The organism is Vibrio sp. 10N.247.310.23, from assembly GCF_041467155.1.
GTDB classification, from domain to species: domain Bacteria; phylum Pseudomonadota; class Gammaproteobacteria; order Enterobacterales; family Vibrionaceae; genus Vibrio; species Vibrio crassostreae_C.
Genome location: NZ_JBFSTZ010000019.1, coordinates 92,827 through 119,432 on the forward strand (window position 1 = coordinate 92,827; position 26,606 = coordinate 119,432).

The 26,606-nt window shown below is 40.4% G+C and carries 23 protein-coding genes and 1 pseudogene; 16 read left to right on the top strand and 8 right to left on the bottom strand.

Features of this window, described 5'->3' with window-relative positions; all coding sequences use genetic code 11:
- Window positions 1-3: 3 nt before the first annotated feature.
- A complete protein-coding gene (tssF, locus tag AB6D93_RS15390; RefSeq protein ID WP_102333584.1) occupies window positions 4-1,752 on the top strand; it encodes a type VI secretion system baseplate subunit TssF in 1,749 nt (582 codons plus the stop codon).
- Complete coding sequence (gene tssG, locus AB6D93_RS15395; RefSeq protein ID WP_029235222.1) at window positions 1,749-2,747, top strand: type VI secretion system baseplate subunit TssG; 999 nt, start codon at window positions 1,749-1,751, stop codon at window positions 2,745-2,747. The genes tssF and tssG overlap by 4 nt, the downstream gene beginning before the upstream one ends.
- A 29-nt stretch (window positions 2,748-2,776) precedes the next feature.
- On the opposite strand, the gene AB6D93_RS15400 is transcribed toward tssG, so the two are convergent.
- The 3 genes from AB6D93_RS15400 to AB6D93_RS15410 form a co-directional block, all read right to left on the bottom strand.
- Window positions 2,777-3,229 (bottom strand): Lrp/AsnC family transcriptional regulator, encoded by a 453-nt coding sequence (locus AB6D93_RS15400; RefSeq protein ID WP_017062578.1) that lies wholly within the window; start codon window positions 3,227-3,229, stop codon window positions 2,777-2,779.
- A gap of 54 nt (window positions 3,230-3,283) precedes the next feature.
- On the bottom strand, window positions 3,284-6,676 hold the full coding sequence (gene tssM / locus AB6D93_RS15405) for a type VI secretion system membrane subunit TssM (protein WP_102333585.1): 3,393 nt from the start codon (window positions 6,674-6,676) through the stop codon (window positions 3,284-3,286).
- A gap of 61 nt (window positions 6,677-6,737) precedes the next feature.
- Window positions 6,738-8,051, bottom strand: coding sequence for a type VI secretion system ImpA family N-terminal domain-containing protein (locus tag AB6D93_RS15410; RefSeq protein ID WP_102333586.1), 1,314 nt, complete (start codon window positions 8,049-8,051; stop codon window positions 6,738-6,740).
- Between the two features lie 658 nt (window positions 8,052-8,709).
- Between AB6D93_RS15410 and AB6D93_RS15415 the strand changes: the two genes are divergently transcribed.
- The 11 genes from AB6D93_RS15415 (at window position 8,710) to AB6D93_RS15465 (ending at window position 18,042) form a co-directional block, all read left to right on the top strand.
- Window positions 8,710-9,315, top strand: coding sequence for a hypothetical protein (locus AB6D93_RS15415; protein WP_102333587.1), 606 nt, complete (start codon window positions 8,710-8,712; stop codon window positions 9,313-9,315).
- 9 nt (window positions 9,316-9,324) lie between these two features.
- The gene (tagH, locus tag AB6D93_RS15420) at window positions 9,325-10,821 is read left to right on the top strand and encodes a type VI secretion system-associated FHA domain protein TagH (protein WP_102333588.1); all 1,497 of its coding nucleotides are present in this window, start codon (window positions 9,325-9,327) and stop codon (window positions 10,819-10,821) included.
- On the top strand, window positions 10,814-11,314 hold the full coding sequence (gene tssJ, locus AB6D93_RS15425; RefSeq protein ID WP_029222546.1) for a type VI secretion system lipoprotein TssJ: 501 nt from the start codon (window positions 10,814-10,816) through the stop codon (window positions 11,312-11,314). Before tagH ends, tssJ begins: the two co-directional genes overlap by 8 nt.
- Window positions 11,315-11,325: 11 nt before the next feature.
- Complete coding sequence (tssK, locus tag AB6D93_RS15430) at window positions 11,326-12,651, top strand: type VI secretion system baseplate subunit TssK (protein ID WP_102333589.1); 1,326 nt, start codon at window positions 11,326-11,328, stop codon at window positions 12,649-12,651.
- Window positions 12,648-13,439 (top strand): type IVB secretion system protein IcmH/DotU, encoded by a 792-nt coding sequence (icmH, locus tag AB6D93_RS15435; protein ID WP_017064531.1) that lies wholly within the window; start codon window positions 12,648-12,650, stop codon window positions 13,437-13,439. The genes tssK and icmH overlap by 4 nt, the downstream gene beginning before the upstream one ends.
- Before the next feature lie 148 nt (window positions 13,440-13,587).
- Window positions 13,588-15,075: a PAAR-like domain-containing protein gene (locus tag AB6D93_RS15440; RefSeq protein ID WP_102333591.1), complete on the top strand. Its 1,488-nt coding sequence runs from the start codon at window positions 13,588-13,590 to the stop codon at window positions 15,073-15,075.
- 12 nt (window positions 15,076-15,087) lie between these two features.
- Window positions 15,088-15,861, top strand: a complete 774-nt coding sequence (locus tag AB6D93_RS15445; RefSeq protein ID WP_102333592.1) for an AHH domain-containing protein — start codon at window positions 15,088-15,090, stop codon at window positions 15,859-15,861.
- On the top strand, window positions 15,858-16,418 hold the full coding sequence (locus tag AB6D93_RS15450; protein WP_102333593.1) for a hypothetical protein: 561 nt from the start codon (window positions 15,858-15,860) through the stop codon (window positions 16,416-16,418). The genes AB6D93_RS15445 and AB6D93_RS15450 overlap by 4 nt, the downstream gene beginning before the upstream one ends.
- Window positions 16,399-16,836, top strand: a complete 438-nt coding sequence (locus AB6D93_RS15455; protein ID WP_102333594.1) for a hypothetical protein — start codon at window positions 16,399-16,401, stop codon at window positions 16,834-16,836. The genes AB6D93_RS15450 and AB6D93_RS15455 overlap by 20 nt, the downstream gene beginning before the upstream one ends.
- Window positions 16,837-16,970: 134 nt before the next feature.
- On the top strand, window positions 16,971-17,543 hold the full coding sequence (locus AB6D93_RS15460; RefSeq protein ID WP_102333595.1) for a hypothetical protein: 573 nt from the start codon (window positions 16,971-16,973) through the stop codon (window positions 17,541-17,543).
- 7 nt (window positions 17,544-17,550) lie between these two features.
- Window positions 17,551-18,042 (top strand): hypothetical protein, encoded by a 492-nt coding sequence (locus tag AB6D93_RS15465; RefSeq protein ID WP_102333596.1) that lies wholly within the window; start codon window positions 17,551-17,553, stop codon window positions 18,040-18,042.
- A gap of 77 nt (window positions 18,043-18,119) precedes the next feature.
- Here AB6D93_RS15465 and AB6D93_RS15470 read toward each other — a convergent pair whose 3' ends face one another.
- Window positions 18,120-19,244 carry a DUF1254 domain-containing protein gene (locus AB6D93_RS15470; RefSeq protein WP_017064536.1) on the bottom strand — a complete coding sequence of 375 codons (1,125 nt, stop codon included), beginning with the start codon at window positions 19,242-19,244 and terminating at the stop codon, window positions 18,120-18,122.
- A gap of 122 nt (window positions 19,245-19,366) precedes the next feature.
- Between AB6D93_RS15470 and AB6D93_RS15475 the strand changes: the two genes are divergently transcribed.
- Window positions 19,367-20,287, top strand: coding sequence for a LysR family transcriptional regulator (locus AB6D93_RS15475; protein ID WP_076668635.1), 921 nt, complete (start codon window positions 19,367-19,369; stop codon window positions 20,285-20,287).
- Between the two features lie 83 nt (window positions 20,288-20,370).
- On the opposite strand, the pseudogene AB6D93_RS15480 reads toward AB6D93_RS15475, so the two are convergent.
- The 4 genes and pseudogenes from AB6D93_RS15480 to AB6D93_RS15495 all read right to left on the bottom strand — a co-directional run.
- Window positions 20,371-20,889 (bottom strand): annotated as a pseudogene (locus AB6D93_RS15480) (IS5 family transposase); the annotation flags it as partial.
- 119 nt (window positions 20,890-21,008) lie between these two features.
- Window positions 21,009-21,326 carry a cytochrome c gene (locus AB6D93_RS15485; RefSeq protein ID WP_017064539.1) on the bottom strand — a complete coding sequence of 106 codons (318 nt, stop codon included), beginning with the start codon at window positions 21,324-21,326 and terminating at the stop codon, window positions 21,009-21,011.
- Window positions 21,327-21,415: 89 nt separating this feature from the next.
- Complete coding sequence (ltaE, locus tag AB6D93_RS15490; RefSeq protein WP_102333597.1) at window positions 21,416-22,420, bottom strand: low-specificity L-threonine aldolase; 1,005 nt, start codon at window positions 22,418-22,420, stop codon at window positions 21,416-21,418.
- A gap of 17 nt (window positions 22,421-22,437) precedes the next feature.
- Entirely contained in the window at window positions 22,438-22,953 is a 516-nt protein-coding gene (locus tag AB6D93_RS15495) for an NUDIX hydrolase (RefSeq protein ID WP_102333598.1), read from the bottom strand.
- A 287-nt stretch (window positions 22,954-23,240) separates the two neighbouring features.
- Between AB6D93_RS15495 and AB6D93_RS15500 the strand changes: the two genes are divergently transcribed.
- A complete protein-coding gene (locus AB6D93_RS15500) occupies window positions 23,241-24,896 on the top strand; it encodes an ATPase RavA domain-containing protein (RefSeq protein WP_102333599.1) in 1,656 nt (551 codons plus the stop codon).
- Window positions 24,897-24,907: 11 nt separating this feature from the next.
- Window positions 24,908-26,353 (top strand): ATPase RavA stimulator ViaA, encoded by a 1,446-nt coding sequence (viaA, locus tag AB6D93_RS15505; protein WP_102333600.1) that lies wholly within the window; start codon window positions 24,908-24,910, stop codon window positions 26,351-26,353.
- The last annotated feature ends 253 nt before the right edge of the window (window positions 26,354-26,606 follow it).

The following is a 26,606-nucleotide window of genomic DNA, read 5'->3' on the forward strand; positions in this document are numbered from 1 at the left end:
CCATTGAGTAACAGTAAATACTTTCAAGATGAACTCACATATCTACGAGAATCCGGCAGCGAATTTGCCAAGTACAATCCAAAACTGACCAACTTTTTGTCTGAAGGAACATTCGATCCTGATGTAGAACGTCTTCTTGAAGGTTTTGCGTTTCTTACTGGCCGTATTAGAGAAAAGATTGATGATGAACTCCCAGAGCTCACTCAGTCGTTAATGACGCTGTTGTGGCCACATTACATGCGCTCGATTCCTTCGTTATGCATTAGCGAACTAACGCCACACTCCGGAAGTGTCACTGAAAAAACAGTGGTAAAGCGCGGGGCTGAGATGGCTAGTGAACAAGTGGAAGGTACGCAATGTTTATTCAGAACCTGCTATGACGTAGAGCTTTTCCCCTTAAAAATCACAAGCATTGACCAAAGAAACAGTCGAACAAGCTCATCTGTTGATGTGACACTTGCGACTGAACATGGGCTAGAGTTATCTCGTATCGGGTTAGATAAATTAAGGTTTCATTTACATGGTGAGATCCATATAACTAGAATTCTTTTCTTATGGATATTTAGATACTTAGACTACGTCGAGTTAGACGTGGGCGGTGGGTATAAACGTAAACTTGGACCTGAATTTGTTAAACCGGTTGGGTACCAAGACGACGAAGCGATACTGCCATATAGCGACAATTCATTTGCAGGTTATCGTTTGTTGCAAGAATATTTTTCTTTACCAGACAAATTTATGTTTTTTGATATTACGGGTCTCGATTGGCTAAAAGGGATACCACAAAGAAGTACCGTGAACCTTAAATTCCATTTTAAGAGAGCATTACCTGCCGAAGTTGTCCTGAAAGATAAGCACTTAAGGTTACATTGCACGCCAGCTGTGAACCTATTCGAAAAAGATGGTGATCCAATTCGGCTTGAACATCGCCGAAATGAGTATAAAGTTCGGCCACAGAGTGACAACCAGGATCACTACGAAGTTTATTCAATAAACCAAGTAGAAAGTTGGAGCAAAAATGAAAGGCGACGAAAATCTCTTATTGAATTTGAGTCCTTTGAACACCAAATAAATCAAAGAGATAAACGTGATTTCTACAAGTCAAAAGTTTCAGAGCGAGTGAGTGGAAGAGGGCTTGAGCGTTATATATCTTTTCATACCCACAATGGGGATATTGCAGACCTAGGAACCGAAACGGTTTTGATGAAGTTATTGTGCAGTAATGCAGATTTGTCTGAAAGATTGTCTGTAGGAGACATCATATATACCACACATAAATCTCCAACTTACGCCACGTTTAGTAATATTACTAAACCTACGCAATCTGTTAGCCCGCAAGTGAATGGCGAACTCCAATGGCAACTGATTGCTAATATGTCATTGAATTATCTATCGCTCTCTAATATTGATGTACTCAAGGTTTTACTGTCTACATATGACTTCCATTCTAGAGTGGATAGGCAGGCTCATAGGGCTTCGTTGCACAGGCTTGACGGCATTATCTCATCAGAAATGAAACCTATCGATAGAGTGTTTAGAGGGGTATCCGTTCGTGGTAATCAATTTAAGCTTAAGATGAACTCTAGTTTTTTTGTCAATGAAGGGGACATGTTTTTGATGGCAAATGTATTGAATGAGTTCATACGCTTATATTCAAGTGTTAACTCATTTACAGAGTTAGAAGTCTACGATGAACGCAGTGGCGAAAGCTACCAATGGGCAAGTTTAACTGGACAGCAAACAATCTTATGATTGATGAATTATCAGAAAAAATAAACGAATTTAGCTTTTTTCAAGCAGTTTTGTTGTTAGAGAAGCACTACCAACTATTACCGGGCAGTGATTTTGTAGCGGTTGGTGAAAACAAATATTTTTATCAAGAGAGAATTGCGTTTAGTGTCTCACCAAACCTCTGTTTCCCCAAAAGTGATATGGAATTCATCAGTCATATGGAAAGGTCTGGTGAGCACTATTCGAGAATTGAAACTAACTTTTTAGGATTACACGGTTCAAGTTCACCTTTGCCCGCGAACTATACAGAAAAATTAGTAGGTAGAGATGATGATGATAATCCAGTTAGAGACTTCTTTGATTTCTTTCATAATAGATATACCAGTTTAATCTATCGTGTTTGGAAAAAGTACCGTTATCATGTTCAGTATCAAAGCGATGCAACAGATGACTTTTCTGGGCGTATGCTGCACCTAGCAGGGTTGTCTAATGTTATTCAAGAGTCTGATACGATCGGGCTTGATCGTGCAAAGATTTTGTCTTACGTCAATCAGCTATCTACCAGGACACGCTCTCCGAAACTGATTTCTGGCATTGTTGCGCACTATTTTTCATTACCAAGTGTTCGAATCGAAGAGTGGGTCTTTCGAAGAGTAAAAATTGCCGAATGCCAAAGGAATCAATTAAATAGAACGAATTGTATTTTGGGTTCAAATTTACATTTAGGTAAGAGCATCCCAGATCTAAACGGTAAGTTTAATCTTTGTATTGATAACATTGATTTCGAGACGTTCCGAAAGTTCTCCTATGGAGGAGATTTCCATAAAACTTTAGTGGGGTTGATGCGTTTTATTCTTCGTGACCCCATGTCTTGGGATTTAAAGCTAACCGTTGATTTAGACTCAGTTCCAAAGAACCAACTCGGTCAAGGTGATGGGACGAGTTTGGGGCAAACTTTTTGGTTGGGTCAAGCAGGTACGAAAGATGCGAAGATTAGAGTAATTGGAGGCATTTAAAAAAGCCGCTCATAAGAGCGGCTTTATTTTTAACGACTGATTGGCTGGTGTAGCACTACTGTTGTATTGAGAGAGCGAATGCCATTGAAAGACTCTATCTCATTACATAAATGGTGTATTGATTGCAGATCAGGAGCTTCAATCAAAGAAATAATGTCGTAGGTCCCCCCAACAATGCTTGTAAGTCTGACTTCAGGTAGTTCTTTTAATGCATTACTTACATCATTTTTCTTACCTTTTTCACAAGAAATTAGCAAATAACTTGCCGCTTTTCTCCCGTCATTTTCTACTCTTATTTGTGCCGTATACCCTTTGATAATACCGGTCTTTTCAAGCCTGTTGATGCGTTCAGCGACCGCTGTTCGCGACAAGCCGATGTTGCGAGAAAGATTAGCAATCGATTCTCGCCCATTGGAGAGTAGATTCGAAAGAATTTTACGATCTAGTTTGTCTAAGCCTTGTAAACTAATGTTGGACATGATGTGTTCTGCCTTTTCTGAATTATTATTGTATTTGTATTTGTATTTGTATTTTTACTATATAGCTTCGGGTAGAGTGAAGTTATACAGCTCCGCTAACGTAAACGGGTTTTTCTGAGTCAAAGGAGTGATTCGCAAGCTCAGATCTCTGCCTGATACTTTTATATCACTCACGAAGCTACCGTTATGGGTATTTGTTAACGTTGAGTCACCAAATAACCGATAGATAGCCCATTGACCATTCTTGCTTAGTACATGTTGTTTACCTTCGTCTGTTACATCTTGAATTGTTATACTGATATTGAAATCTCCATTTTGAGGAGGCCACTCAAGTTCGCGAATTCTGCTGGGACCATGGTAATAGTTGATATTTGAGTCCGCTATTTTTAAGCTTGCTCTGATCGCACTAGAATCAAGATCAAGTACCTTCGCACTAAATGGAAGGTACAAACGGTTTGTACTCTTGTTGATTAGTGTATCTCTGATGACATTGTAATTTCGTAACTGAACAAGCAGTTCTGGTGAGAGAGGCATAATTTCACCTTCTACTTGTTTTGGCGTCCATAGGTTTGTGTCATAAAAAGGAGCGAAATTTCTATCGATAAATGCATCAAGCAAGCCTCCCGATGCGAAAAGCAGCTCAAAGTCTTCGATCGAAATTTCTTCTGTTGCACTTAGATCAAAAGGGTACCTTCCTAAACCTAACTCTTTGAACTTAGAATAGATTTCACTATACCAAAGAGTCTGTATTCCTTTTGATGATTCAGAAATCATCACGGACCAGCTCTGGTTAACTACGTCTAAAAGCCAACTTCTTACTGGCTCAGGAGATTTTTGTGCAATTTGTTTTAAACGAATCAGAGGATCGGCATCCGTACTACTCATCCGGTGTTGTGCTGCATACAACGCTGCCATTTGAGGGGCCGGTGCGTCTGCTATATCTTTCATATACGTACGAACTCTGCTCAGTGCAGTTATCGTTTCATCCCATGGTGTAGGGGAGTTAGGGGTTTCGTTAATTTGTAATTGATTCAAGATGTGGAAAGCTTGTTCAACTCTTTTCATCAACAAGTAGTCAGGTTGAACAAGTTCTTCAACGAGTTCTGGTGCTGCATTTACGGCACCAGCAAGTTTAGGGTTAACCTGGGCCATTAATGCATTCTGTTGTCCAACCGGGGAAAACTGAGTGTTTGTATAAACTTGTTTTAGAACGGTTGTCATAGGAGAAGAGGGACCAGAGATCAGATCAATGGCGTTAGTAATCTCCCCTATATTGTTATAACGCTTTACTTTTAGTTCGCTTAAAGCATTTCGCCAATAACTGATGTAGTCATCCGTATATTTTTTTCTTACTTGCTTCTTGAATGTCTCTTGTTCTTTGTCTGTTGGGATTACGTGGTTTGACAAACCCAATACCCAGTTGTCGGTGATGACTTGTTGCGACATTAAATCGACGCGAGGGCGGTAAAACGTACTGAAGCCTGTAGATGTGTAAACTTTATCGATTTCTAATCGTTGAGGATCCAAGTTGTCGTTGAAGACATTATTAAAGTCGAAACCGACTGCTCGCTGTAAATTCAAAGTGCCTAAATCAATGTCACCTGCTTGTTGTAACAAGCTGGCGTACACAAGATCTACATTTGAACTAGAGAGTAGAGAACGTCTTGTCGCACGCACCATATTCATGTTGATCGATACAGTTTCAAAATCAGTGCGGAAATATGCGTCCAAATATTTCATCACTGTCGTGATCGTGTCTGGTTGATCACTGAGTTTTTGGAGCGTTGACATCGTTTGCTGACGTAGAAATTTTATCTCGCGTTTTGTAGGATCATTCAACATTAAGTAACCTTTTAGTAAAGGCAGTGCATTATTAACGTTGTCTTGATTTTGTGTTAGTTGCAAACGATAACCTTGCTCAATTACTGGCATTAAGTGGTTTCTAATTTGCATTATGAGGGCGTTATAAGCGATTTTCGTACTTTCATCGAGACGACTTACATTCATATTCACAAGTTCATTATCTAGCGCTTGTGAGCCACTAAGCCATGCTTGATAAGATGGTTGTACAGTTTGGATCGCACTTGAAAGAGAACTTTCAAAAGAATTGCCTTTTGGGTAAGACGATTGTGAATCATCTATACCAATAAGCTGACTAATCACTCTCAGGTTGTCATCTAAAGTCGTTGAAAACAGGTAAGCACCACTACCTAGTAAAATAATGGAAGCTGCAACGGCTAGACGGCTCTGCCTCTGGATCATCCTAAGGTAAGTCTTGTTTTCACCTGCGAAATCAGATTCAGGCAGGATCTGAGAGTCCATTAAGAAACGCGTAAAATAGGGCGTTTCTGTTAACTGAGTATGTTCCGACGCAATGATAGGCAAGTTAAAGTAGTTGCTGCAACTCTTAGCTAATAGGTTGTATTTTCTACCACCTTGGATATTCGATATAAAAAACACTTCACGGATATCAAGAGAGTAAGACCCAGTATTGAGTTCTGAAAGTCGTTCTATCACAGAAGCAATTTCAGACTGACACAATTCGAATTGTTTAGGGAATGCTAATATGGCTTGCTTCTCGTTAACTTCATTAGAGTGAGACGACGAATCTAACGCATTGCTCTCCATTACTTTTACTAAATTACGGAAGCTATCATGGTAGTACTCAACAAATACACCTTTAGCTTCCTTTAATGGAATTGATAGAAATTCAACCGAGGTCTTTAAAGAACTAAAGTGTATGTATTCCTTAAATCCTTCTAGCTTGTCGAGCTTAGACATCATTAAATATAAAGGGATCGCTGAAGCTGTTTTTTCACTTACTGATTCTAATCGATGGTTAAGCGCGGTTAACGTGTAATCGATTTGTTCGGTTTCAGAGACAATTAGAAATTCAAAATCGATAAAAAACAAGCAACCAGAAAATGGCTTTCTAGGCTTGTGTTTAATGACCTCATCTACAAATGTGTTCCACAGAGCGCTATCGTTACTTGATACTTCTTGAAACAATAGGCGTTGATCCGGTTTGATATACACGGCGGAGTCTGACTCATACCATTCGAAAAAATCATTCTTTGCAGTACGAGTCTGATCCATTGGCTTGATTGCACTGGAGTTAAGTAGAAACTGAGTTCGACCCGCGTATTTATTGCCAATCATTAAATAGATTGGCTTTTTATTGGAACCAGAAAGAAGCGGACGGATGACCATGGCTAATGCTTCTTCTTCTGTTTCCAGCTTTAGGGCTTTAGTGTTGTTTTTCTTTTTTAGCCACAACGTTACCTGAAACAACGAATAGAAAATTGTTATAGCACCTAAAGCAATCCATAGGTAAAACTTGTCTGTTATATCTAGCCAAAGGATATAGATTGCAGCGATCGTAGCAGCAAGAAAGAGGAAAATGGCCGTTGATATAACAACAGGGTTCCTCATTAGTTTGTGTTTTAACATAAGCCTATTTCGTTGTTTTGAGTTTGTTGTAATACCGAGTCTTAAGACGGTTTTATGAGTTTTACGGTTTATTTGCTGACAGATCTGATTCTAAGGTTTTTATTTTGTGTAAATAGACGTTCAGTATCCGAAGAGATTTCTGTAGTTCTTTTTGTTGTTGTTCTTTTTCTGCATATTCAATGCGGCCAATCAATGGAAAAAGAGAGTTACTGTACTCATAAGCTCGTGCTGTCTTTTTACTTTCACTTCCTCTAATTACATTCGCAAATACAGTCCTGGCGTTAGAAAAGCGTCGGTGAAGTTGGGCGTAATCTGTGTTTAACTTTTCTTGTTCATTGGTGAACTCTTGGCGTAATCGTAGAATAGAAGACGAGTCCGGATACAGCTTGGTCAAATCAAGCGTCAATCGGTCTAAAATATCGATCTGATACACTTTGATTGGATCGGCAACCCAACCTTTCATTAGTGTGTCTAATTGGTTTACGACATTAGGTCTAACATCTTGAGAAATAGGAGCATATTCATATCTTAATGAATGTGCTATTTCATTAAGTTGTGAGATATCAGATGTGATGATTTGTTTAGTCAGATCTTTTAGTTGGTATTGCTTATAAAAGAAGTGAGAGGACAATGCTAAAGCAAGAAATCCGGCTAACAGGTAGACGACTAAATACTTAGAGGGTGTTTTATCGTCGACTTTCGATGTTGTTGCAGATTGCTTATTTGACACATCAATTTTAATGGTTGATGGTTGAGCCACTGGTGTTGGTTGTTTATTTTCTTCTGGAGCTCGGTACTTTCGTTGATTCTCTGCTTCGCGCAGGTTTGCTTCGGTCTCTTTATGTTCATCAACCCATTGCTTTAAGATTCGACGTACCCCACCCAATGAAGGTGCTTTTATACCGTAATGTAGTCTTAGTTCTTCTTCAATTCTCATACATAAGCGATGGCAAGTTTCGATCAGCAGTACGTCGTCGGGGTTTGTTTTAATCGACTTTATTCGTTTTTCTGTGTGTTCAACCATCCAGTCTATCGCCCCAATCCTTGCGTTTGATTTTGTAACTTCTGGATATGCGGTAAACCAATAAACGACGCATAAGTCCAGAATAGAACTGAGTCCTTCAGCTAAACCTTTTAAGCCATCATTATGTGTTGCTGCGACAGTAAAGTAGCAACTACAACGGAAATCTTTGCTGTTTTTCGAAAGTATCGTTTTTGAAAGAGACTGAACCTTTTTCCAAGAGACTCTCCCTGTCACCTTATTAAGGTTATTAATTTGACGTTTTATCTCTGTAAAATCATCTAATGCGTTTGGGTTAGTTCCGCTAGGCTTTTCTTCGTCAATAGGCCGTCTTGTGAAATCTGAGGAGAACATAATCTTGATATCCAACTGTATATATAACGAAATCGAAATTTAGCGATAACTAATAAATTTAGCCTCGCTTGTTTTTTATTTATATTCCCGAATTCAACTCCGAACTGCGACATTCTTAATTTTAGCACTATGTGACGTTATTCACAAAAAGATCAAAAAATGTAACAATTTACGACTAGGCTTTATAAAATTTCAGTGATGAAGGTCACATTTATGGTCTTTTTGGGGAGAAATAATATGAATCTAACTATTCCTACGTGTGGTGCTTTATTGATTAATAATTACTCTTGTCAATGATTGCATAAATATTAACTAACACTAAATTAGAAAAATGCTTTAAATGATTATGCCATAGGTTAAAGATAAAAAAGTGGCATTTTAGGTTTTTTGAATTTTGTAAATGCTAATTTTCTTGTATTGAACAACCTTCTTTCTTTGGATGGTTGTTGGTCGTTTGATTTTTCAATTATTGATAGTTTTGATTTTATAAATGAATTTTATTTGTAATTATTCGTAATGCATTTTCTTGTAGATATATCGTTTTTTTTGCTAGTTATAATGTCGTAAATGGCGGGTGTGACCGTCTCCTTATTGTAAAAGACATAATACTTGCTATCTTGCGCATCTAGTTAATATATGGATGAACTCAGAGGGAAGCATGCGAAACCTAAGTCAAATCGGTCTAATATCCACAATGTGTCTTTTTTCGTCCATCGCAATCGCGAAGGGTGAAAGATATGGTGGTTCAGTAAATATGCTGAGCATAGACACTATAGAATATGATGAAGGGCCGAGTGGACAAGTAGATGCTCTACGTTACGGGTTCGTCCATACACGTCCAATTGATGAAAGCAACAACCGATGGCGTTGGTGGTTAGGGTTCAATTATTTAGCAGAAGATGATATCGAAGCTCCAAAGAATGGCGTTTATAACGAGGTAACCAATTACGAATTTCGTATTGTGCCTCAGTATGCTTTAGGTAGCTGGTCGGTGTTCACACCTTATATAGGTGCAGGCTTGTCTTTAGGTTACTCGCAATACTCAAACCGTTGGAAAGTTGACGACCAAGGCTTTCGTTACGGCGAACAACTTGAAGATATCGATCAATTTGAAGCTGGCGCTGTTGTGACTTTTGGTAGTGTGATCAAGTTAGGAAGTAACCCAGACGCTCATTTACAAATAATCCCGCAAGCTTCATACATCTTACCTTTTTATAACGAAGGTCTAGGTGGTGTCGAGTTTAGTGTTTCTCTTCTGTTTTAAAGGCTATTCATGCGTATAAATCAATTGGTTTTGGTGATCTCGAAGTGCCCTGAAGAATATGTTGGAGCTAAAAGTATCGAGATGCCTGAAGAAGGTGGATCTCTAGGGCGAGAAGCAGGTTGTACAGTGACTTTAACGGATCACAACCGATTCATATCTGGTACGCACTGTCTATTGAGTATATATGGAGACACTTATTACATTAGTGATGTGAGTACAAATGGCACATTGGTTAATGGTAATAAGATCCTAAAGAATCAACCAGTTTCGTTGTGCGATGGTGACAGAGTTTCTCTCGGACAATATGAAGTGAGTATTTCTCTTGAGTTGGTAACGACTTCATACGACATAGCTTCTGAAATAGCGCCAGAAAGAGATTCAACAGACCCTTTAATGAACTTGGAAGAATCCGTTGTTGAGGAAGAAGCAGAGACAGGCGCGCTTGAAGATCTCTTCATGGAAACGAAACCTGATGGAGTAGATACTCATGATCCCGTCGAGCACTTAAAATTCTCAATGCAGAGAGATGATGATTATTTGGTCCGAGACGAAAGTAACAAAAAAAATCTTATGAAGTCATCGATAGAACCACAAAGGCAAGTTGTTGATGACAGTTTAAGCATCCATTCTGAGTTCGACCTCCCTAGTCTGATTCCTGAAGATTGGATGGGGATGGAAGAAGAACAGCAGGCGAACCTGAATGCTCAAGACATCGCTGATGATCAAACTAAGATACCGAACCGTTTAAAACCAACAAACATTGAAGGTACCGATTTTAAGTCAGATACGCTTACCGGCAGTTCAGATGTTCCCAAGCGTAAACCGACAAAAGTACCGCCTGTTACTATTATCCCTAATTCCGCAAATATACAAAGCCACAAGTGGGAAGAGGTGACACAAGAGTTTGTCCCTCATACCGAACCACAAGAGCAGCCTGTTGAAAGTGAGAGTAGAACTCAGAGTAATACCGCATTGAGTGAAACTTCTTACGAACATGAAAATGTAACACATGCATTCTTTGAAGGACTGGGTGTTGATTTAGAGTCTGACACGAAACATGACGCTTTATTTTTTAAACAAATGGGCGCTTGTTTGCGATTGTGTATCGATAATTTGTACAAAGATTTACAGAGTGTTGAAGAGCTTACTGACGAAAGCTCCTTTGCTCACAATGATCTTAGCCTAACTACATTGATGTTAACGCTAAATAGTCAAAATCTATTGGCTCCAAATGAGCTAATTGAACAGATACTGGATGAACTTAGCGAGCACGATACCTTATATGCCAAGGCAATTAACGATTTGGTATTGGAGCAACTAAAAGCGAATGATCCTCAGCAGTTTGCAAACACTTTAAGCCAGGAAACGCGCTTCCTTAGTAAGTCAAAGCTATGGCAAAAGTACAGCGAACATTATGAGCAGAATACTCGACAATTCAATGAGTCGACATTTAAAGCGTTGATGAAAGACAGATACAGTAAGGTTGCAAAAGCTGATCATGCGTAAACTTATAATCCCCATTACCTTGTTTCTATTATCAGGTTGCTCTATGTGGGAGCAATTTAAAGAATCATCTGGAATTACACCAGAAACATCTTCAATTGAACTCGTGATAGAAGCGTCAGAACTTCTCAATGTACGAGAGCAGGGACAATCTTCGCCGGTCATTCTGAGAGTTCATGAACTCACTTCACCTGTTTTATTTCGTAGTTTGGATTTCTTTGCTCTATTCGAAAATGATAAAGCGTCCTTAGGTGATGAGTATATTAAACGATATGAATACCAACTGCAGCCGGGCGATGAGCTACATGAGATTTTAGAGTTAGATCCAACGACGCGTGCATTAGGTTTTTCTGTGGCATTCAGAGATATTGATGGCTCGTCTTGGCGGAAGGTTGAAGTGATCGAAGAAAAAAGTGAGTACTTTCTGAGATTAAAAGTAGAGGGTAGTGAATTATCTTCGAACAATACTCGCGGTATTGAACAGACGTATTTTTAAGGAACTGACGAATGTCTTTATATAATCCAGTTGTTTGGCAAGATGGTATGTTCATGAAGCCTCAACATTTCCAACAACTAGACCGATCTCAAAGTAAGTTATCTAACATGCTTAGCTCTAATAGCTCTCCATTACATTGGGGAGTAAAAAAAATTGAGATTAATACTGAGCTATTGGCATTAGGAAAAATCGGAATCACACGAGCAGAAGGTATATTACAAGACCGCACGCCATTTGATTTACCGCTTCTTGCTGAACTTCCAGAAGTAAGAGATGTTGACCCATCTATTGCGGATAAAGTGGTGTACTTATGTTGCCCACTACCATCAGAGCGTTCGGAACTCTTTGGAGGTAATGGTGACGGTGCTCGTTATAACATGGAGACCCAAGAAGCCGTCGATGCATGTTATGAATCAGAAGATATGGCAAGTATTGTGGTGGGTAAACTTAACTTCTTCTTAATGTACGACCACGAAGATAAGAGTTCTTATACATCGATACCCATTTTAAAAATTTCCGAAGTGAAGCCAGACGGAAGCATCATTTTGGATGAGAACTATATCCCGACGTGTATTGATATTCATGCTTCTACCGTTTTAAGCAAGTTCGCGACTGAATTCGCGTCAATGCTCAAACATAGAGCAGAATCTATAGTTCAGCGTTTGGGGGTGGTTGACCAACAGGGCGTATCATCTGTTGCTGACTTTATGTTGTTACAAGCCTTAAATCGCTACGAACCGTTGTTCTGGCATTTTGCAAGCGTAGAGGGTGTTCACCCAGAGTCGTTTTACCGAATCCTATTACAAGCTGAGGGTGAATTATCCACATTGTGTTCTGCATCTCGCAGACCACAAGAGTTCACCAAATATAACCACAGCCAACTTACTGATTGTTTATCTCGGACACTTGATAGCGCGAAAATGACACTCAGTGTGATGTCAGAGCAACGCGCAATACCTCTAACATTGAGAGAGCAAAGCTACGGAATTCGAACAGCAGCAATTCCAGACAGTAAAATTGTCGAATCTACGACGTTTATTCTTGCTGTTAAAGCAGACGTACCGCTTGATATTTTACATACACAATTTGTGAGCCAAACTAAGATTGGTTCGATCGACAATATTCGCGATCTAATTAACTTACAATTGCCGGGCATTGAAATGAAACCAATGCCAGTGGTACCTCGAGCGTTGCCTTATCATGCAGGTTATACCTATTTTGAGCTCGATAAAGCGAGTGACGAATGGAATGCATTGAATAACACAGCTGCCATCGCTGTCCATATTGCAGGTGACTTCGCGAACTTGTCACTACAGCTTTGGGCTGTACGCCTATGAGTTACGCCGAAAACGATGTCACAGTAGTACTATTTCAACCAGAGCCAGGCAAGCCAATGGAGGTTATGCCTGCACCTGATTTATCTAGAAATATTGCGGTAAGAGACCTAAATGTTGAGAGTATGGGTGTTAATCCTTTGGTCGATCAGTTTACTTGGTTAATCGCCAGTCTCTCATGCATGTCTTCGATTCCTTGGTTGGACGACCCTGGCCCTTTTAGAGAACAAGTTGCACGAGAAATTCGCAAAGGTGAGCGAAAGCTCAATGAAATGGAGTTGGATCGAGCATCAATATTGGTCATACGCTATTGCTTATGTGCTGCGATAGACGAATCTGTATGTCGACAAGAGTGGGGGGCGAACAGTCATTGGAGTACAAATAGTTTGTTGTCTGAGTTTCATAACGAAACATCGGGTGGCGACAAGTTCTTCACCATCTTAGAGCGCTTAAAAGCTGACCCTCGAAAATATAGACACGTAATAGAATTCCTCTATTTGTTGCTGCAGCTAGGGTTCCAAGGCAAGTATGGTCGAGAAGAGCGTGGCAACGAAAAGCTTTCAGAGATAGGAAATACTATCTATCGCTTAGTTAGAGACGAGCGTTTAGCTGAGCAGGAAAAAGTAACGTTAGTTAACTTAAAGGCGAAGTACTTAAAAAAACCGCTCAAACGGGTTATTTCCCCTAAGTTAATTCTTGGCGTCAGTACTGTCATCTTTGGCGTTATGTATGCTGCGACTTACTTGGTTATTGACCTAAAATTTCAGCAGCTTTTGGATGTGTATCAGTAGCATCAGATTTAATTGTGAGATCTTCTGTCCGTTTTTAAAAATAGACTCGAAGTAACAGTCTCATCCTTCATTTTCACTACGTACTTAGAGAGATTGCAGCCTGCGATCTCTTTTATCATACATCTATTGGAATTTAATTGGATTTACTATGGGCGTAACAGTTTGTGCGAATGGACTCAGCGTAGTTCATCAAGGCTCAGGAGGAGAAGCGAACGCAACACTCCCTGATGTTTGTTTAACAACAGTCGGCAAACCTGTTGTTCCTATCCCTTATGGTAACAATGCAAAGTCCGCCGATTTAGTAGGCGGCACCACGACCGTCTCTATGGATGGCGGTAACAGCATTGCTATTAAAGGCAGTAAATTCAGCGCCAGTACTGGCGATGCAGGTGGTGATAAAAAGGGCGTAGCCTCAGGCACTATTGAAGCCGAGGCCGAATTCATATCAGCTTCTCCTACCGTTAAGTTCGAAGGTGTCGGTGTATGCCGCCTTTCTGATCAAATGACCATGAATAAAGCCAACACCATGTGTTTAGGCGGTGCTCAAAACCCTTCGGTTTCTGTGACAGAAGAGCAAGAAGGGACGTATACGGTAGACCTGTTTCTTTCTTATTCTGATGGAGAACCTGTTCAAGGGGCTACATATAAACTGATTGATCAAACCGGCGCTTCCTTTGAAGGTACATTAGATAATGTAGGCAAAGCTTCGGTGAGTGGGGTTGCACCTGGTGAATTTAACATTGACTATGGTGAAGATAGTCGCGAATTCATGCCAAACATCCCAACTAAAACCAACCCTAATTTCAACCCAAATGCGAATGCCCAATTAATTATTGAAGAAGCCAAACGAGGTGAGGTTGGTTTCTGGGAAAATTCTTGGAAGAGAATGTCTGGCGCTGCCAGCTGGATCTGGGGGGTAATTTTAGGTGACTTTAATGATGATGCATCGGTAGAGCAAATCATTGCAAACACAGCGCTGACAATGATCCCCGTCGTAGACCAAGCAGCGGATGTACGAGACCTCTCAGCAAATATCATGACACTATTAAGTGAAGAAGAGCGAGATAAGCCAGAAAATTGGTTGGCACTCTCTTTGACTTTGATTGGCTGTGTTCCAACGTTTGGTAGTGCAGTTAAAGGTACATGTAAAGTCGCTTTGAAAGGTGGTAAGGGCACATCGAAAGACACTTTACTCGCGGTACTTCGGGGGATGGGCAAAGGTGATCCAGAAAAGTTCTTGCGTACATTAAAATGGGTTGATTACGCCAAGCAGGCGAGCAATATTGTATCGGATGTTCTAAAACCTTGTATTGAAGTGGCGAGTGAGCTTGCTTCTTACGCTAATCGCATGGGAGCTGATGAACTAGCAGAGTACTTCTTAAAGTTAGCCGACGAAGTGAAAACAATCGATAAAATGGTGCCAGATAAACTAAAAGAAGCGATGGGTGAGTTTGACCAGTTATTCGCTCGAATTTTGGGTAAAGGCGAGCGAGCTTATCCTGCAAAAGTTAAGCACAACACTGGTAAATCTGCTCAGTCAGGAAAGAGTAACGATAACACCAATGAGAAAAAGGATAAAAAAGAGTTTGTTTGTCCTGTTTGCAAGAAGAAACCAGAGAAATGTGACGCTTATTGAGGAGGAGCAGCTGTGTCTAAAAAGCCGTCAGATAGCAAAATATCAGAACATAAATTGATAATAGGAAGCGGTTCCAAGCTAGCTAAAGCTATAGCAAAAAATAAATGGTCGAGTGATCTAAAAAACCATCCTTGGTATGACTCTAAGTACAATACTGAAAAAGGTGGCTTGCAAGCGCACCATATTGTTACCACTGAATCATTGGATGGTCATTTGTGGAAATTATGGAGAGAGGCTTATGAGTATGACATTAACAGGGCAAATAATGGTGTGATGCTGCCAAGTAGCACTATTATTGCTTGCCAAGTAGAAACACATGTTCATCGCTCCAATCACAATCGAGGTCTTGATTACGACACCGTTTTAGATAAGTACTGGGGAGGCAAGGCTAAGCCCGAAGAAATCCCGGATGAAGAGTGCGAGAAGCTATATAGTGAATTACGCACCTACTTGAAAGGAGTATACAAACAAATAAGCGAGATTAAAAAAAGAGCCGAGAAAAAATATTACTGTAAAAGCTCCAAGAAAAAAGAGTTTACCGAGGATCTCGATGACGCAGCGGAAGATATAGTGGACAAACTAAATAGCTTTCATTGGACTCTGTCCAGATTTGGTAAAGACTATGCTCCGAGCTCAAAAATTGGATGTGGAGGTGGTCACATTGAAAGCGAGAAAAAAAGTAGAGAAGAATGTCCTCATAGGCTTAATATTACTCGAACTGGGCACGCAATTCGGAATAAACTAGGCAAGGTAATGGAACCTAAAAAGTTAGAGGCAGGCTCATGAGTGATTATTTTTTCGTAAAAGAAAACCAAATTACACCAATTTATGCAGTTCCTGATGAATATGAAGAAGCGGCATACAGCACAATATTTACTTTTCCATGTGGCCCTGTGCCTGTTTTAGCAAAATATAAGCCAGACGAAAAGTATATAATACCAGATGTTATAATGGAGCCTGATTTTTCCATATCTAGAAATATATATGATAGATTGAATATTGCAAACTTGTATGGTTCTAACTGGATACATATCAAATTAATTGATAAAGGTGAACATGATTTCATGATGTTGCAGTTAGCAAATGAACAAGATGTCATCTGTCATGAACAGAGTAATTTCAAAAGGTTCAAACGCGGAAATATCTCAGGTATGAAAAAAATCGTCATTGATCCTCAGAAAATTTTATCAATTCCTCTTCAAAAAAGACTAGTATTTAGAGACTCGGCTTGGGGATTTCACACATTCTTTCACAAAATTATAGTAAAAGAAATTGAATCAACAACTCCCAATGGTGTTGAATTTATACCAATAGAACACTTTAATGAAGCGTGGGCCGGTTGATATGTATATCAAGTTTAATAAAGATAATATTAGTAAATTATTACCTGAAAAAAGACCAGGTATGATTTTTTCGAACCCTGATTTGTTTGTTATTTTCAATGATAATATCCGGTTTGTAATTTGGGAAGAAATTTTAGACAAGTTAAATAAAATTTGGCTAGAAGGAAAAGATACTTGGGATAGTAATTTTGATTTTGGTAGTCACCCTGATGATTATGACAGACAGTTTGATGACTATAAAACAATTGAATTATTGCAATTTCCTACAATCACGAACTTAGACACCGAAGAAAAACATGCTTTTGCTTTTAACGAAAATAATGAGTTGTATATTAGTGAAGACTTCGTTAAAGACTTAAAGTCAGCAGGTTGTGTTGATGTTTGGTACGATACAACAGCGCCATACGGTCGATATTAGATTGTTACCATGAAAGATAACAAAGCGCCAAAAGGCGCTTTGTTAGTAATTGTCGAGAGATATTTTGTCCCTATGTTCGATGTCAACTTCTCCAAAATCAAAGCCTGAGAATAAGTTAATAAAAAGGATAGTTGATGAAGTTTGCAATAATTTCAGAAAATTTCAACCGAAGCACAACACAATTTCAATGTGTTGATAACAGAGAACCACTATATAGCAAATCCGAATATGAACCTACGAGCTCGAAATCACCAATAGTGTGGGAAGCTCTGAACGGTTCGACTAAGCAAGTTGGAAATATAGCCGATAATGGGGATCTTTGTGTTACCAAGGAGTTTGCTGAGATCGTGATGAGCTTTGACCCTTATGGTATAGAGTGCTACCCAGCGACACTAAAATTAAGTGATGGCTCGTTGACTGATAGATATTTACTTGCTCTTAACAATGTTATTGATGTTATTGACGATGTTAAGTCTCGAACTAGAAAATCTCCTAAGAGAAACAAAATCCTTGTTATGGAGTTGTATTTGTCAAAAGATAAGCTAGTACAAATACCTTTCCAAAAACGTATTTTGTTTAGGGTGCAAGGCGCTGATACTGCGACAGTGTTTTGTGAGGAAATTTACGATCTAGTAGCTAAAGATGACCGTTATTCTGATTTGAGGATGTTTAAGCTAGATTGCAATCAAGAAGTACCGAAATATTGAGGCGATAATGAAAAATCAATATAGTGTTTTATCAAAGCAAAACTTAACAGAGTTTCCATTTCAACAAACTCCAAAGCCAATTGTACCTGTCGAACCAGACTTATTACTGGAAATGACTTTTTCACCAAAGCTTTTTGTTATTGGTGATATCGCAGAAAAAGTTGAAAATTTAGTGGTGCATGGTGTGGAATGGTTAGATGCTCGTGTTGATTGCTCTCCAAGTCAGCCATCGGGCGATCAAATTAAGGTGTATGAAGACTATCGGATGCCTTACATTCACCAAACTTACAAATTGACCAATCAAGAAAAGCAATTTGGTAAGTTAAATTGGATCGATGCTGAAAATACTGAGTTTGATTTTTCTAAGTTAGAGAGCATTCCACTAGAAGAAAGGCTGATCTTCAAACTAGAAGAAGATTATGGTTTGGTTTTTATTCACCAAAGCGTGATTGATTTACTTAAGCAACATGTTAATGATGTTTGGGTTCGAGATGTATAAAATGAAAGCGCCTGAGGCGCTTTTTTTTAAGTCATACTGGTTACGTTAACTTCTGATACATAGCAATAGTTAAGCACTTAGATCTTTTCAATCTCGGGCAGGGTGTATACCTTCATTGATTCAACGTTAGGTTGATAGACACGTAATAAGAAAGACCAGTTGTCTTTAGGGGTGTAAGCAAAGTTTACGTTATTACCATCCGCATGTTTTTTACAGTCTAAACCACCGAATACCACCGTGAATGTACCGTCTTCGTTTTGCGTCAGTCCTTGATTGGTCGAAACGATGTTATTCTCGTTCGACATGAGATAACCTTTTGAATCGTAGACAGTGATTGAGTAATAACCTAGGTCACTAGCTAATTTAGGTGCTTCGTATGTCGCTTGGTAACATTGTTCACCTTTGGCATTCTCTAGTGCGTAAGGTGCATACATTGCGGTGTCAGCTGTCGATAGGCCGAACGCTCCAGCAATTGTGTAAGTAGTCTTTTCCCAGTCAGTCACATCTTGCGCTCGGTATTGAACTGTATCGTATGTGTCATTTAACTTATCGTATTCTGGCATTAATGCAGTACGAACTGCTTCCATAGCCTCAGTGTTTGGCTTTGGCAATCCTTCAAGATCTTGACCACCACCGATAATTTTCACTTTCGGCTGAAGCTCTTCTGTAATCCGTTTAACGTTTTGTTTTGTTCCATCTGTCGCAAAACGCAAGCCTATCAGCACATATTTTGTATCGAACATTTCAGGAGTGAACTCGTAAGTTCCTGCGCCAACCTTATAAAATGGTTGAGTGTGGTTCATATCTTGAAGGTGAAGTGTAACCAATTTCCCATCGTTCTCAGGTACAACGACTGTAAATGGTTTGGAGGTATCGATAACGCCCATTGAGTACAAGTGATCAATGGATGGTGATACAACCCAGCGAGTGTCTTTGTTCGCCAGTTCTTTGAAGTGATGAAGGTTGTTTAAGCCTAACTTAAAGTTGCGAGCAAAATTGTCAGCAAACCAAATGCCTTCTTGGTTTATGTACTCATGCACCGTCATACCATGATCTTCTGGGTTTACCGCCCACGAAGAAGAGTCAATGTTAGCAAAGACGTCTTCAATTGATTTATCTTCATTGTTAAAGCTGGTTGTGGACGTTCCTGCAACCGTAGAGAAAGACGTGACCACTAATAAAGAAAGTAGAGTTTTTTTCATTTTTAAATACCATATTCTGTTTTATTAAGTTGAGGTAATGGTAAGTAAAAGTTTGGTATTTATGAAATGACTATATAGAATCACAGGTATGACAAATATGTTATACCTGTGAGGTTGGTACTTTGAAAGCTGCGCTAAACAAGATCGATTTGAACCTACTTAAGGTTCTACATGTTTTGATAGAAGAGCAAAATGTTACCCATGCTGCGGAGCGACTTTTTCTTGCTCAGCCTTCTGTGAGTCGGAAGTTACGGAAACTTCGAGAGCAGCTTGATGATGAGCTCTTTGTTTCGACTCCACAAGGAATGAAACCTACCTACAGGTGTAATCAAATCGCAGAGTCACTCCCTGACTTAATTGCGCTGCTAGAGAAAACATTAACTCCGGTAAAGAAGTTCGACGCGTACAGCCACGCTGGGCATATCTCTTTGGCCATTAATCCGCTTTTAGGACAGTCATTGCCTCATATCTTGTTTCTATTCCTTGCCAAGCATGCGCCGAACGTGACATTTTCTTGCCACATATGGAACCAGAATACGCTTGATAATTTAGCGAAAGATAACATTCAGTTAGGCATTAATTACGACGTCCCAATAGGCAGCAAGGCCATATTGCATAAACATTTGGCCGAAGATCACTTTAAGTTGTATGCGAATAAATCCCATCCTATTCATCTGAAGAAGATTGTAGAATTTGAATATCTTTCAGAATGTCGATTTGCAATTGCACAGTTGGCTGAGTGGAATGAAAAAGAGGGGATGATGGAAAACATGTTGGTGCAAAGAGGATTGAATTATAACGAAGTCTTTCGTTCCGAAATAATCTCAAATGTCGCAGCTGTGGCAGCGCAAACCGAGGCTCTATTTCCAACTTCAGAACTGTATATCGATAATACACATAACCTAGTTGAAGTTAGTCATGCGAGGCTCCCATCATTCAATAGCAAGCAGATTTTGCTTTATCAACACAAAAAAAGGGAGTCAGATCCTTTCTACTTGTGGCTACATGAAAACATAGTCCAGTTGGTTGATGGGTTAGGTTAGTTGTCCTCCTGGCAACTGTTTAACTCGATACATCGCTTTTTCTTAGAGTGAGCGCCATCACCAGGTACTTCAAGGATATTTCAACGAGTTTGTTTCAGTAAGTTCGGGGGTAATTCTCTATCTGTAACCGTTGATAAACTTAGCTCGGCGGCAACGAGCTCATGTGTGTTTGTATTGACTGCAATATGAAGCTTTCGCCAGACTCTACGCTTCCCATCCGTCCCGTGTTTTTTGACTTTCCATTCACATTCACCATAAACCTTAAGGCCAGTAGCATCGATGGCTAGGTGCCGTATTGCTCCTCTAGCTTTAGTCTTAAATGAGGCCTCAACTTGCTTGGCTCTACGAATGATGTAGGTGTAATGCGGACAACTTAACGGCACATGGGCTAACCAAAATATCGAGACTACAAATCCTTGCAGCGCTGTCAGTGGCATAGAGAAAACTCGTTTCACCATGAGTGCTGTCGTGATAGCTAAATCATTGAACCGACATGGCCTAAACGAGCGCTTATTCTGTTTGCTCTGCGTCCACCCGACTATTGTCTCTTTATCAATCCAAAAGGTCAGAAAGCCTCGATTAATAAATGATTGGTTGTATTGTAACGAGGTTTAGGCACAGAGCTACGAGAGGGGGTGGGCGTAGCTGAACAGGTCGTAGGTTCTAGGTTTAGTTCGATTGAATTACACAACAAAGCCAACTCTCGATATGGAATAGAACGCTATCTAGATAATGAAGAATAATAGGCAGCAATATCTTTTAAATCTTGTTCAGAAAGTCGACTTAATTGAGCCTTCATCATGTCAGCGTAGGCACCTTCACGTTGGTCGTTCTTATACATTGTCATAGTATTGAACAAATAGAGGCGGTCTTGCCCTTTAAGGTCTGGGGAGTTTTTATTCGTGTTGTCGCCAGCAACTGAATGGCAAAAAACACAACTCGGGGATTTCAGTTTACCGAGTTCTGGATCACCAAAGTTGTCTGCGTGAAGTGTGAAAGAGAGGGAAGCAGTTAGTAAGATTAGATACTTGTTGTACACGTATATACTCCTGTGAAAACAAAAGTATAAAGGTTCCCCTTAGGGGAAGCTCAAGTATTAATAGCGATAGATGAGAACTTTGCTGAGAGTTACAGCGCTTTTTCTAATTCCGTTAGGAATCGAGCAATGTCTTCTGTACTAATATCACGGTGAGTAACAAAGCGAACAGGATTACCTGGTGACATAGTAATACCTTGTTCACCTAGCTCTCGTGCGATGCGGTTGATATCTACTGATTCATCTAATTTAGCAAACACAATGTTAGTTTGGATGAAATTAGGGTTAACAGAAAAGCCTTCTAGCTTGTTTAAACCAATCGCTAGATTTTTTGCATTGTCGTGGTCAGCTTTAAGTTGAGCCACGTTCTCCGTGAGCGCCATTTTCCCTGCTGCGGCAAGAATACCTGCCTGACGCATACCGCCACCCACCATTTTACGTAGGCGGCGTGCTTTGGCGATGTACTCTTTACTACCAAGAAGTAGTGAACCGATTGGAGCGCCTAAACCTTTCGATAAGCAAATCGTCATAGAATCGAAGTGTTGTGCGATCTCTTTAATGTGAACATCTAACGCGACTGCCGCATTGTAGACGCGCGCTCCATCTAGGTGCATTTGCAAGCCATGTTGGTTTACGAACTCACGAGCTTCCGCTAAATAAGACATTGGAAGTACTTTACCATTAATCGTATTTTCTAAACTAAGCAGCTTAGTACGTGCAAAGTGGCTGTCGTCTGGCTTAATCGCAGCAGCAAGTTTTTTAAAATCTAACGTGCCATTTGGGTTGTTTTCAATTGGCTGAGGTTGAATAGAACCAAGTACCGCAGCGCCGCCAGCTTCGTACTTATAGTTGTGCGCCTGTTGGCCACAAAGGTATTCGTCACCACGCTCACAGTGCGCCATTAAACCAAGTAGGTTAGCTTGCGTGCCAGAAGACGTGAACATAGCGGCTTCAAAGCCTGTTTCGTCTGCTGCCCACTGCTCAAGCTCGTTTACTGTTGGATCGTCACCATATACATCATCGCCGACTTCTGCGTTTGCCATTACATCGCGCATTGCTTGTGAGGGTTTAGTTACGGTATCAGAACGAAAGTCCATGTTTCTCTCCTAGAGTATTATAGGTAGCCGCAGAGTTGGGCTTTACTTAAACAAGCGATAGTTTTTGTATCGGTGATTTGATCGTGTCGTATTTTGTTGTGTAGTTCTTCTAAGCTCAGCTCGATCACTTCTATGACTTCATCTTCATCACATTCAAAGCGGGTAGTGAGGCTTAGGTCTTTTGCGACAAACAGATACTGTATTTCATCACAGAAGCCAGCCAAAGGGGTGACTTGCCCTAAACTTTGAAAAGAAGTTGCACTGTAACCTGTTTCTTCTTCCAGTTCGCGCTGCGCGCATTCAAGAGGTGTCTCATCAATTTCCATAGTGCCTGCAGGTAACTCTAGAAGCCACTTTTTGAGAGAAGGGCGAAATTGATTAATGAGGATAATCTTTCCAGACGAAGTGATAGGAAGAATAACGGCCGCGCCAGGGTGGTTGATTGTTGTATGTTTTACCATGACGTTCGTAGGGAGCGTCACGTTCTCTTCTATAAGAGAAATACTTTTCCATTGATGGATAACTTTACTCATGCAGTCTGGCCACATTCCTTGCCAATTTGTCGATAACTGAAGACGTGCACCACCATAACGTCTATGGTGTCGAAAATAAAAGAAAAATTGGGTTTAGTTATAGATTTCGTTTTGCGCCGTTCGTGATGTTACTCTCATATTTGGAATCTATGATTACATGAAAATTACGACCCTAACCATCTGATATAAATGCAACTCAATAATAAAATACACTTGTAACAAAGTGCTAACAAATGTATAAAAACATATCTACACTATCAACAGTTAAAAGATTTCCGGAGTAACGCATGAACCCTTCTATTTCCTCACATGCTGACAAAGCGCTACTCTCTGAAAGAATCAATAAATTAGCGCATGCTCTATCCGATGGTGTCTATGAAAGAGAAGACACGATTAAGCTCTGTTTACTGGCGGCTCTCGCCGGCGAAAGTGTATTCCTATTAGGCCCTCCGGGCATCGCAAAAAGTCTTATTGCTAAACGCTTGATCCAAGCTTTTGACAATAGTAGCTATTTCGAATATTTGATGACACGTTTCTCTACGCCAGAGGAAGTGTTCGGTCCGCTAAGTATCCAAGAATTAAAAGATAACGGTCGTTATGTAAGACTGACTGAAGGGTACCTACCAACTGCACAAGTTGTGTTCCTTGATGAGATCTGGAAAGCAGGCCCTGCAATCCTAAACACACTGCTTACTGTAGTGAACGAAAAAACCTTCAAAAACGGCAGCGACATTGAGCGTGTACCAATGCGCTTGTTGGTATCTGCATCTAATGAACTTCCAGACGAAGACAGCGGCCTGGAAGCGCTTTATGACCGTATGTTGGTTCGTGTGTTTGTAAACCGTATTCAAAACAAACAAAACTTTAAATCGATGCTGACGACTGGCACATCTCAAGAAGCTGTTATTCCAAAAGGCTTGGCGATCACTGACATTGAATACCATCAGTGGCAGAAAGAGCTCGACAAGTTAGAGCTGACCGATAACTCGTTTAACAAGCTGTATGAACTGAAAACCATGCTTGAGGAAACAGTTAAGAAGCAAGGTTCTGCATCAGAGTCTGATTTGTATGTATCCGACAGACGTTGGAAGAAGGCCGTTAAGCTATTGAAAGCGAGCGCCTTCTTTAGCGGGCGAGATAGCGTGAACCCGCTAGATATCATGCTTCTGCAAGATTGTTTATGGCATAGCCCAGAATCACGAGATGTGGTACGTAGCGTGGTTAAAGACTTTGCATTGAACCGTGCGTTCGATCAGCAAGAGTCAAAAGCGCAAATCGAAATGTCTCGTGAAGAGTTAGAAGAGATTCAAGACGATGTTGAATCGACGCTATCTGTTTCGCTTTCTATGGAATCAACCAGCGGCTTGTTGCGAAAAGACGTTTACCAGAATGATATCAAGAACGCGAAAATGTACAGTGTGGGCAGTGCTTACAATCTAGTGAAACTGGTTATGCTGCAAAGCAACATGTCGGTTTCTGAATCTGAGAAAGGCGATAGCCGTTGGGTATACGTAGCCAAAGACGATTTTGATCGTGTTCTTAAAGAAGGTCACGGTGATATTTACGGTTACGTAAACGAAAATAAAAACCTATGCCGTTTAAAACTCGACCTAGATGCATCGAACCAGTTAGTCATTAAAGATATTGCTAATCGTTCTGTACTGGTGAGTGTGGTTACAACTGACGGTTTAGACCAAGAACTGTACAACAAGTGGTTGAGTGGCGCTGAGAAAGCCTTAGAACAGTTAACTGAAGCTGAATTCAAGTTAAAACGCGTTCGTACTGAATTCCATGATGCATTACCTCATAACTATATTGACCCTGATTTACCAAAAGCGATGGAAGCAAGTTTGCAATCGGTAACGCAAGATCTTGAAACCACGAAAGTGAAGAGTGCCAAGATCGCTCAGCGTATTAAGTTTATGAGCCAGTACTTCGAGTAAGAGGAGAGCATATGTTAGGAGCAGACGGCTTAAACCTCGCTTTGATGGTAGCTGATTCCGGAATCATTGATACCGCGATGAATGATCTCATCGCTCGTTCTCAAGTCATGATGGCTGCAGAGAACAAAGGTGTGAAAACATCAGTGAAAAACCACTTAGTCAAATGGCGCGGTAAAGTAAAAAAACGCGTCACCAAGGTGTGTGAAACTGATCGATTCCAAGAGGAAATCGCCCTTTATCAAGAAGTGATTTACTGGGATGAACCTCAGTTCTTTGATGAGATAGACAGTGTTATCAAAAAGCTCGAGTGGCACTCAGCGTTTTATCTACAAGCTCGACGCCTTATGGAGAACAACAAGGGTGTTTATAACGCGATGTTTCCACACTACTTTTGCGACCAATGGTACCAATCACTTTCTGATGCGATTAAACAAGCTCAAGTAACTGAACTTGAAACAAGCAAAGAAAAAGTCTTAGCCGATCTTTATCAGCGCATGGAAACCATGAAAAACATGGATAAAGTGACTGAGTCGGGTGATGAAGGCAGTGTAGGGCGCTTGTGGGACATGGCTTCTGCCAAATTAAGCAAAACAGACCTTACCATCATGAAACGTCATGCTGAGTTCTTGAATAAGCACAAGGGCTTGCAAGAGATCGCTGAAAAGCTAGGCCGTATGGCTGGTGAGGAAGATGATCCTTCGCTACACAAAGCCCCTGTAGAAGAATTGCAGGTGGTTGAAGAGAAAAGCGATGAAGCGGTCGATGATATTGTCGGGATTCATGAAAGTGATGACCTTAACAAGATGCTGCCAAACGAAACCATGTTCTTAGCTTATCCTGAACTTGAGGTTATCTTTTACAAGCACTTGGCCGACAAGCGTTTACTGAGCTATCGCTCGCAAGGTAAATCACGCACGTTACGCAAAGTGAAGGCGCAAAAACCAGATAGCAAGAACATCGATATTGAAAAGGGCCCGTTTATAGTCTGTGTGGACGCTTCGGGTTCTATGAGTGGTTTCCCTGAGCAGTCTGCTAAAGCAATGGCTTATGCCTTAATGCAAATTGCTCTTGCAGAAGAGAGAGACTGTTATGTGATTCTTTTTTCTTCTGAGCAGATTACCTATGAGTTAACAAGGCAAGATGGCCTACGTGAAGCGAGCGACTTCTTAAGTTACTCATTCCACGGCGGTACGGATTTGGAACCTGTTCTCATGAAGTCGATTGACCTAATGACTGGTGATAAATACAAGAATGCCGATTTAGTCGTACTTTCTGACTTTATTGCGCCGAAACAATCAGACGAAATGATTGCTCAGGTTGAAAAGTTGAAAGAACACAAAAACCGTTTCCATGCGGTTAGTCTTTCTAAGTATGGCAACCCTCAACTTATGACTATGTTTGACCACTGCTGGGCGTATCATCCGAGTCTTGTCGGTCGTTTCATGAAGAAGTGGTAGCGCTAGAACATCTTGTTTAACTCGATTTTGCTGTGTGTTTTTTGATTAAAGAGATCGAACATGCAGCAATTTGATTTAAATGTCAGCAAACGGAATTTAAATTCACTTTTTTGTTTGACTATCTCCCCTCAATCCGTAAAGTAGGCACCCGAACACAGCGGTGCGGCTTACTTAAGTCCCTAAAGTGTTGAATTAAAAAAGGCGCCTTGGCAGAGTGGCTATGCAGCGGATTGCAAATCCGTGGACCTCGGTT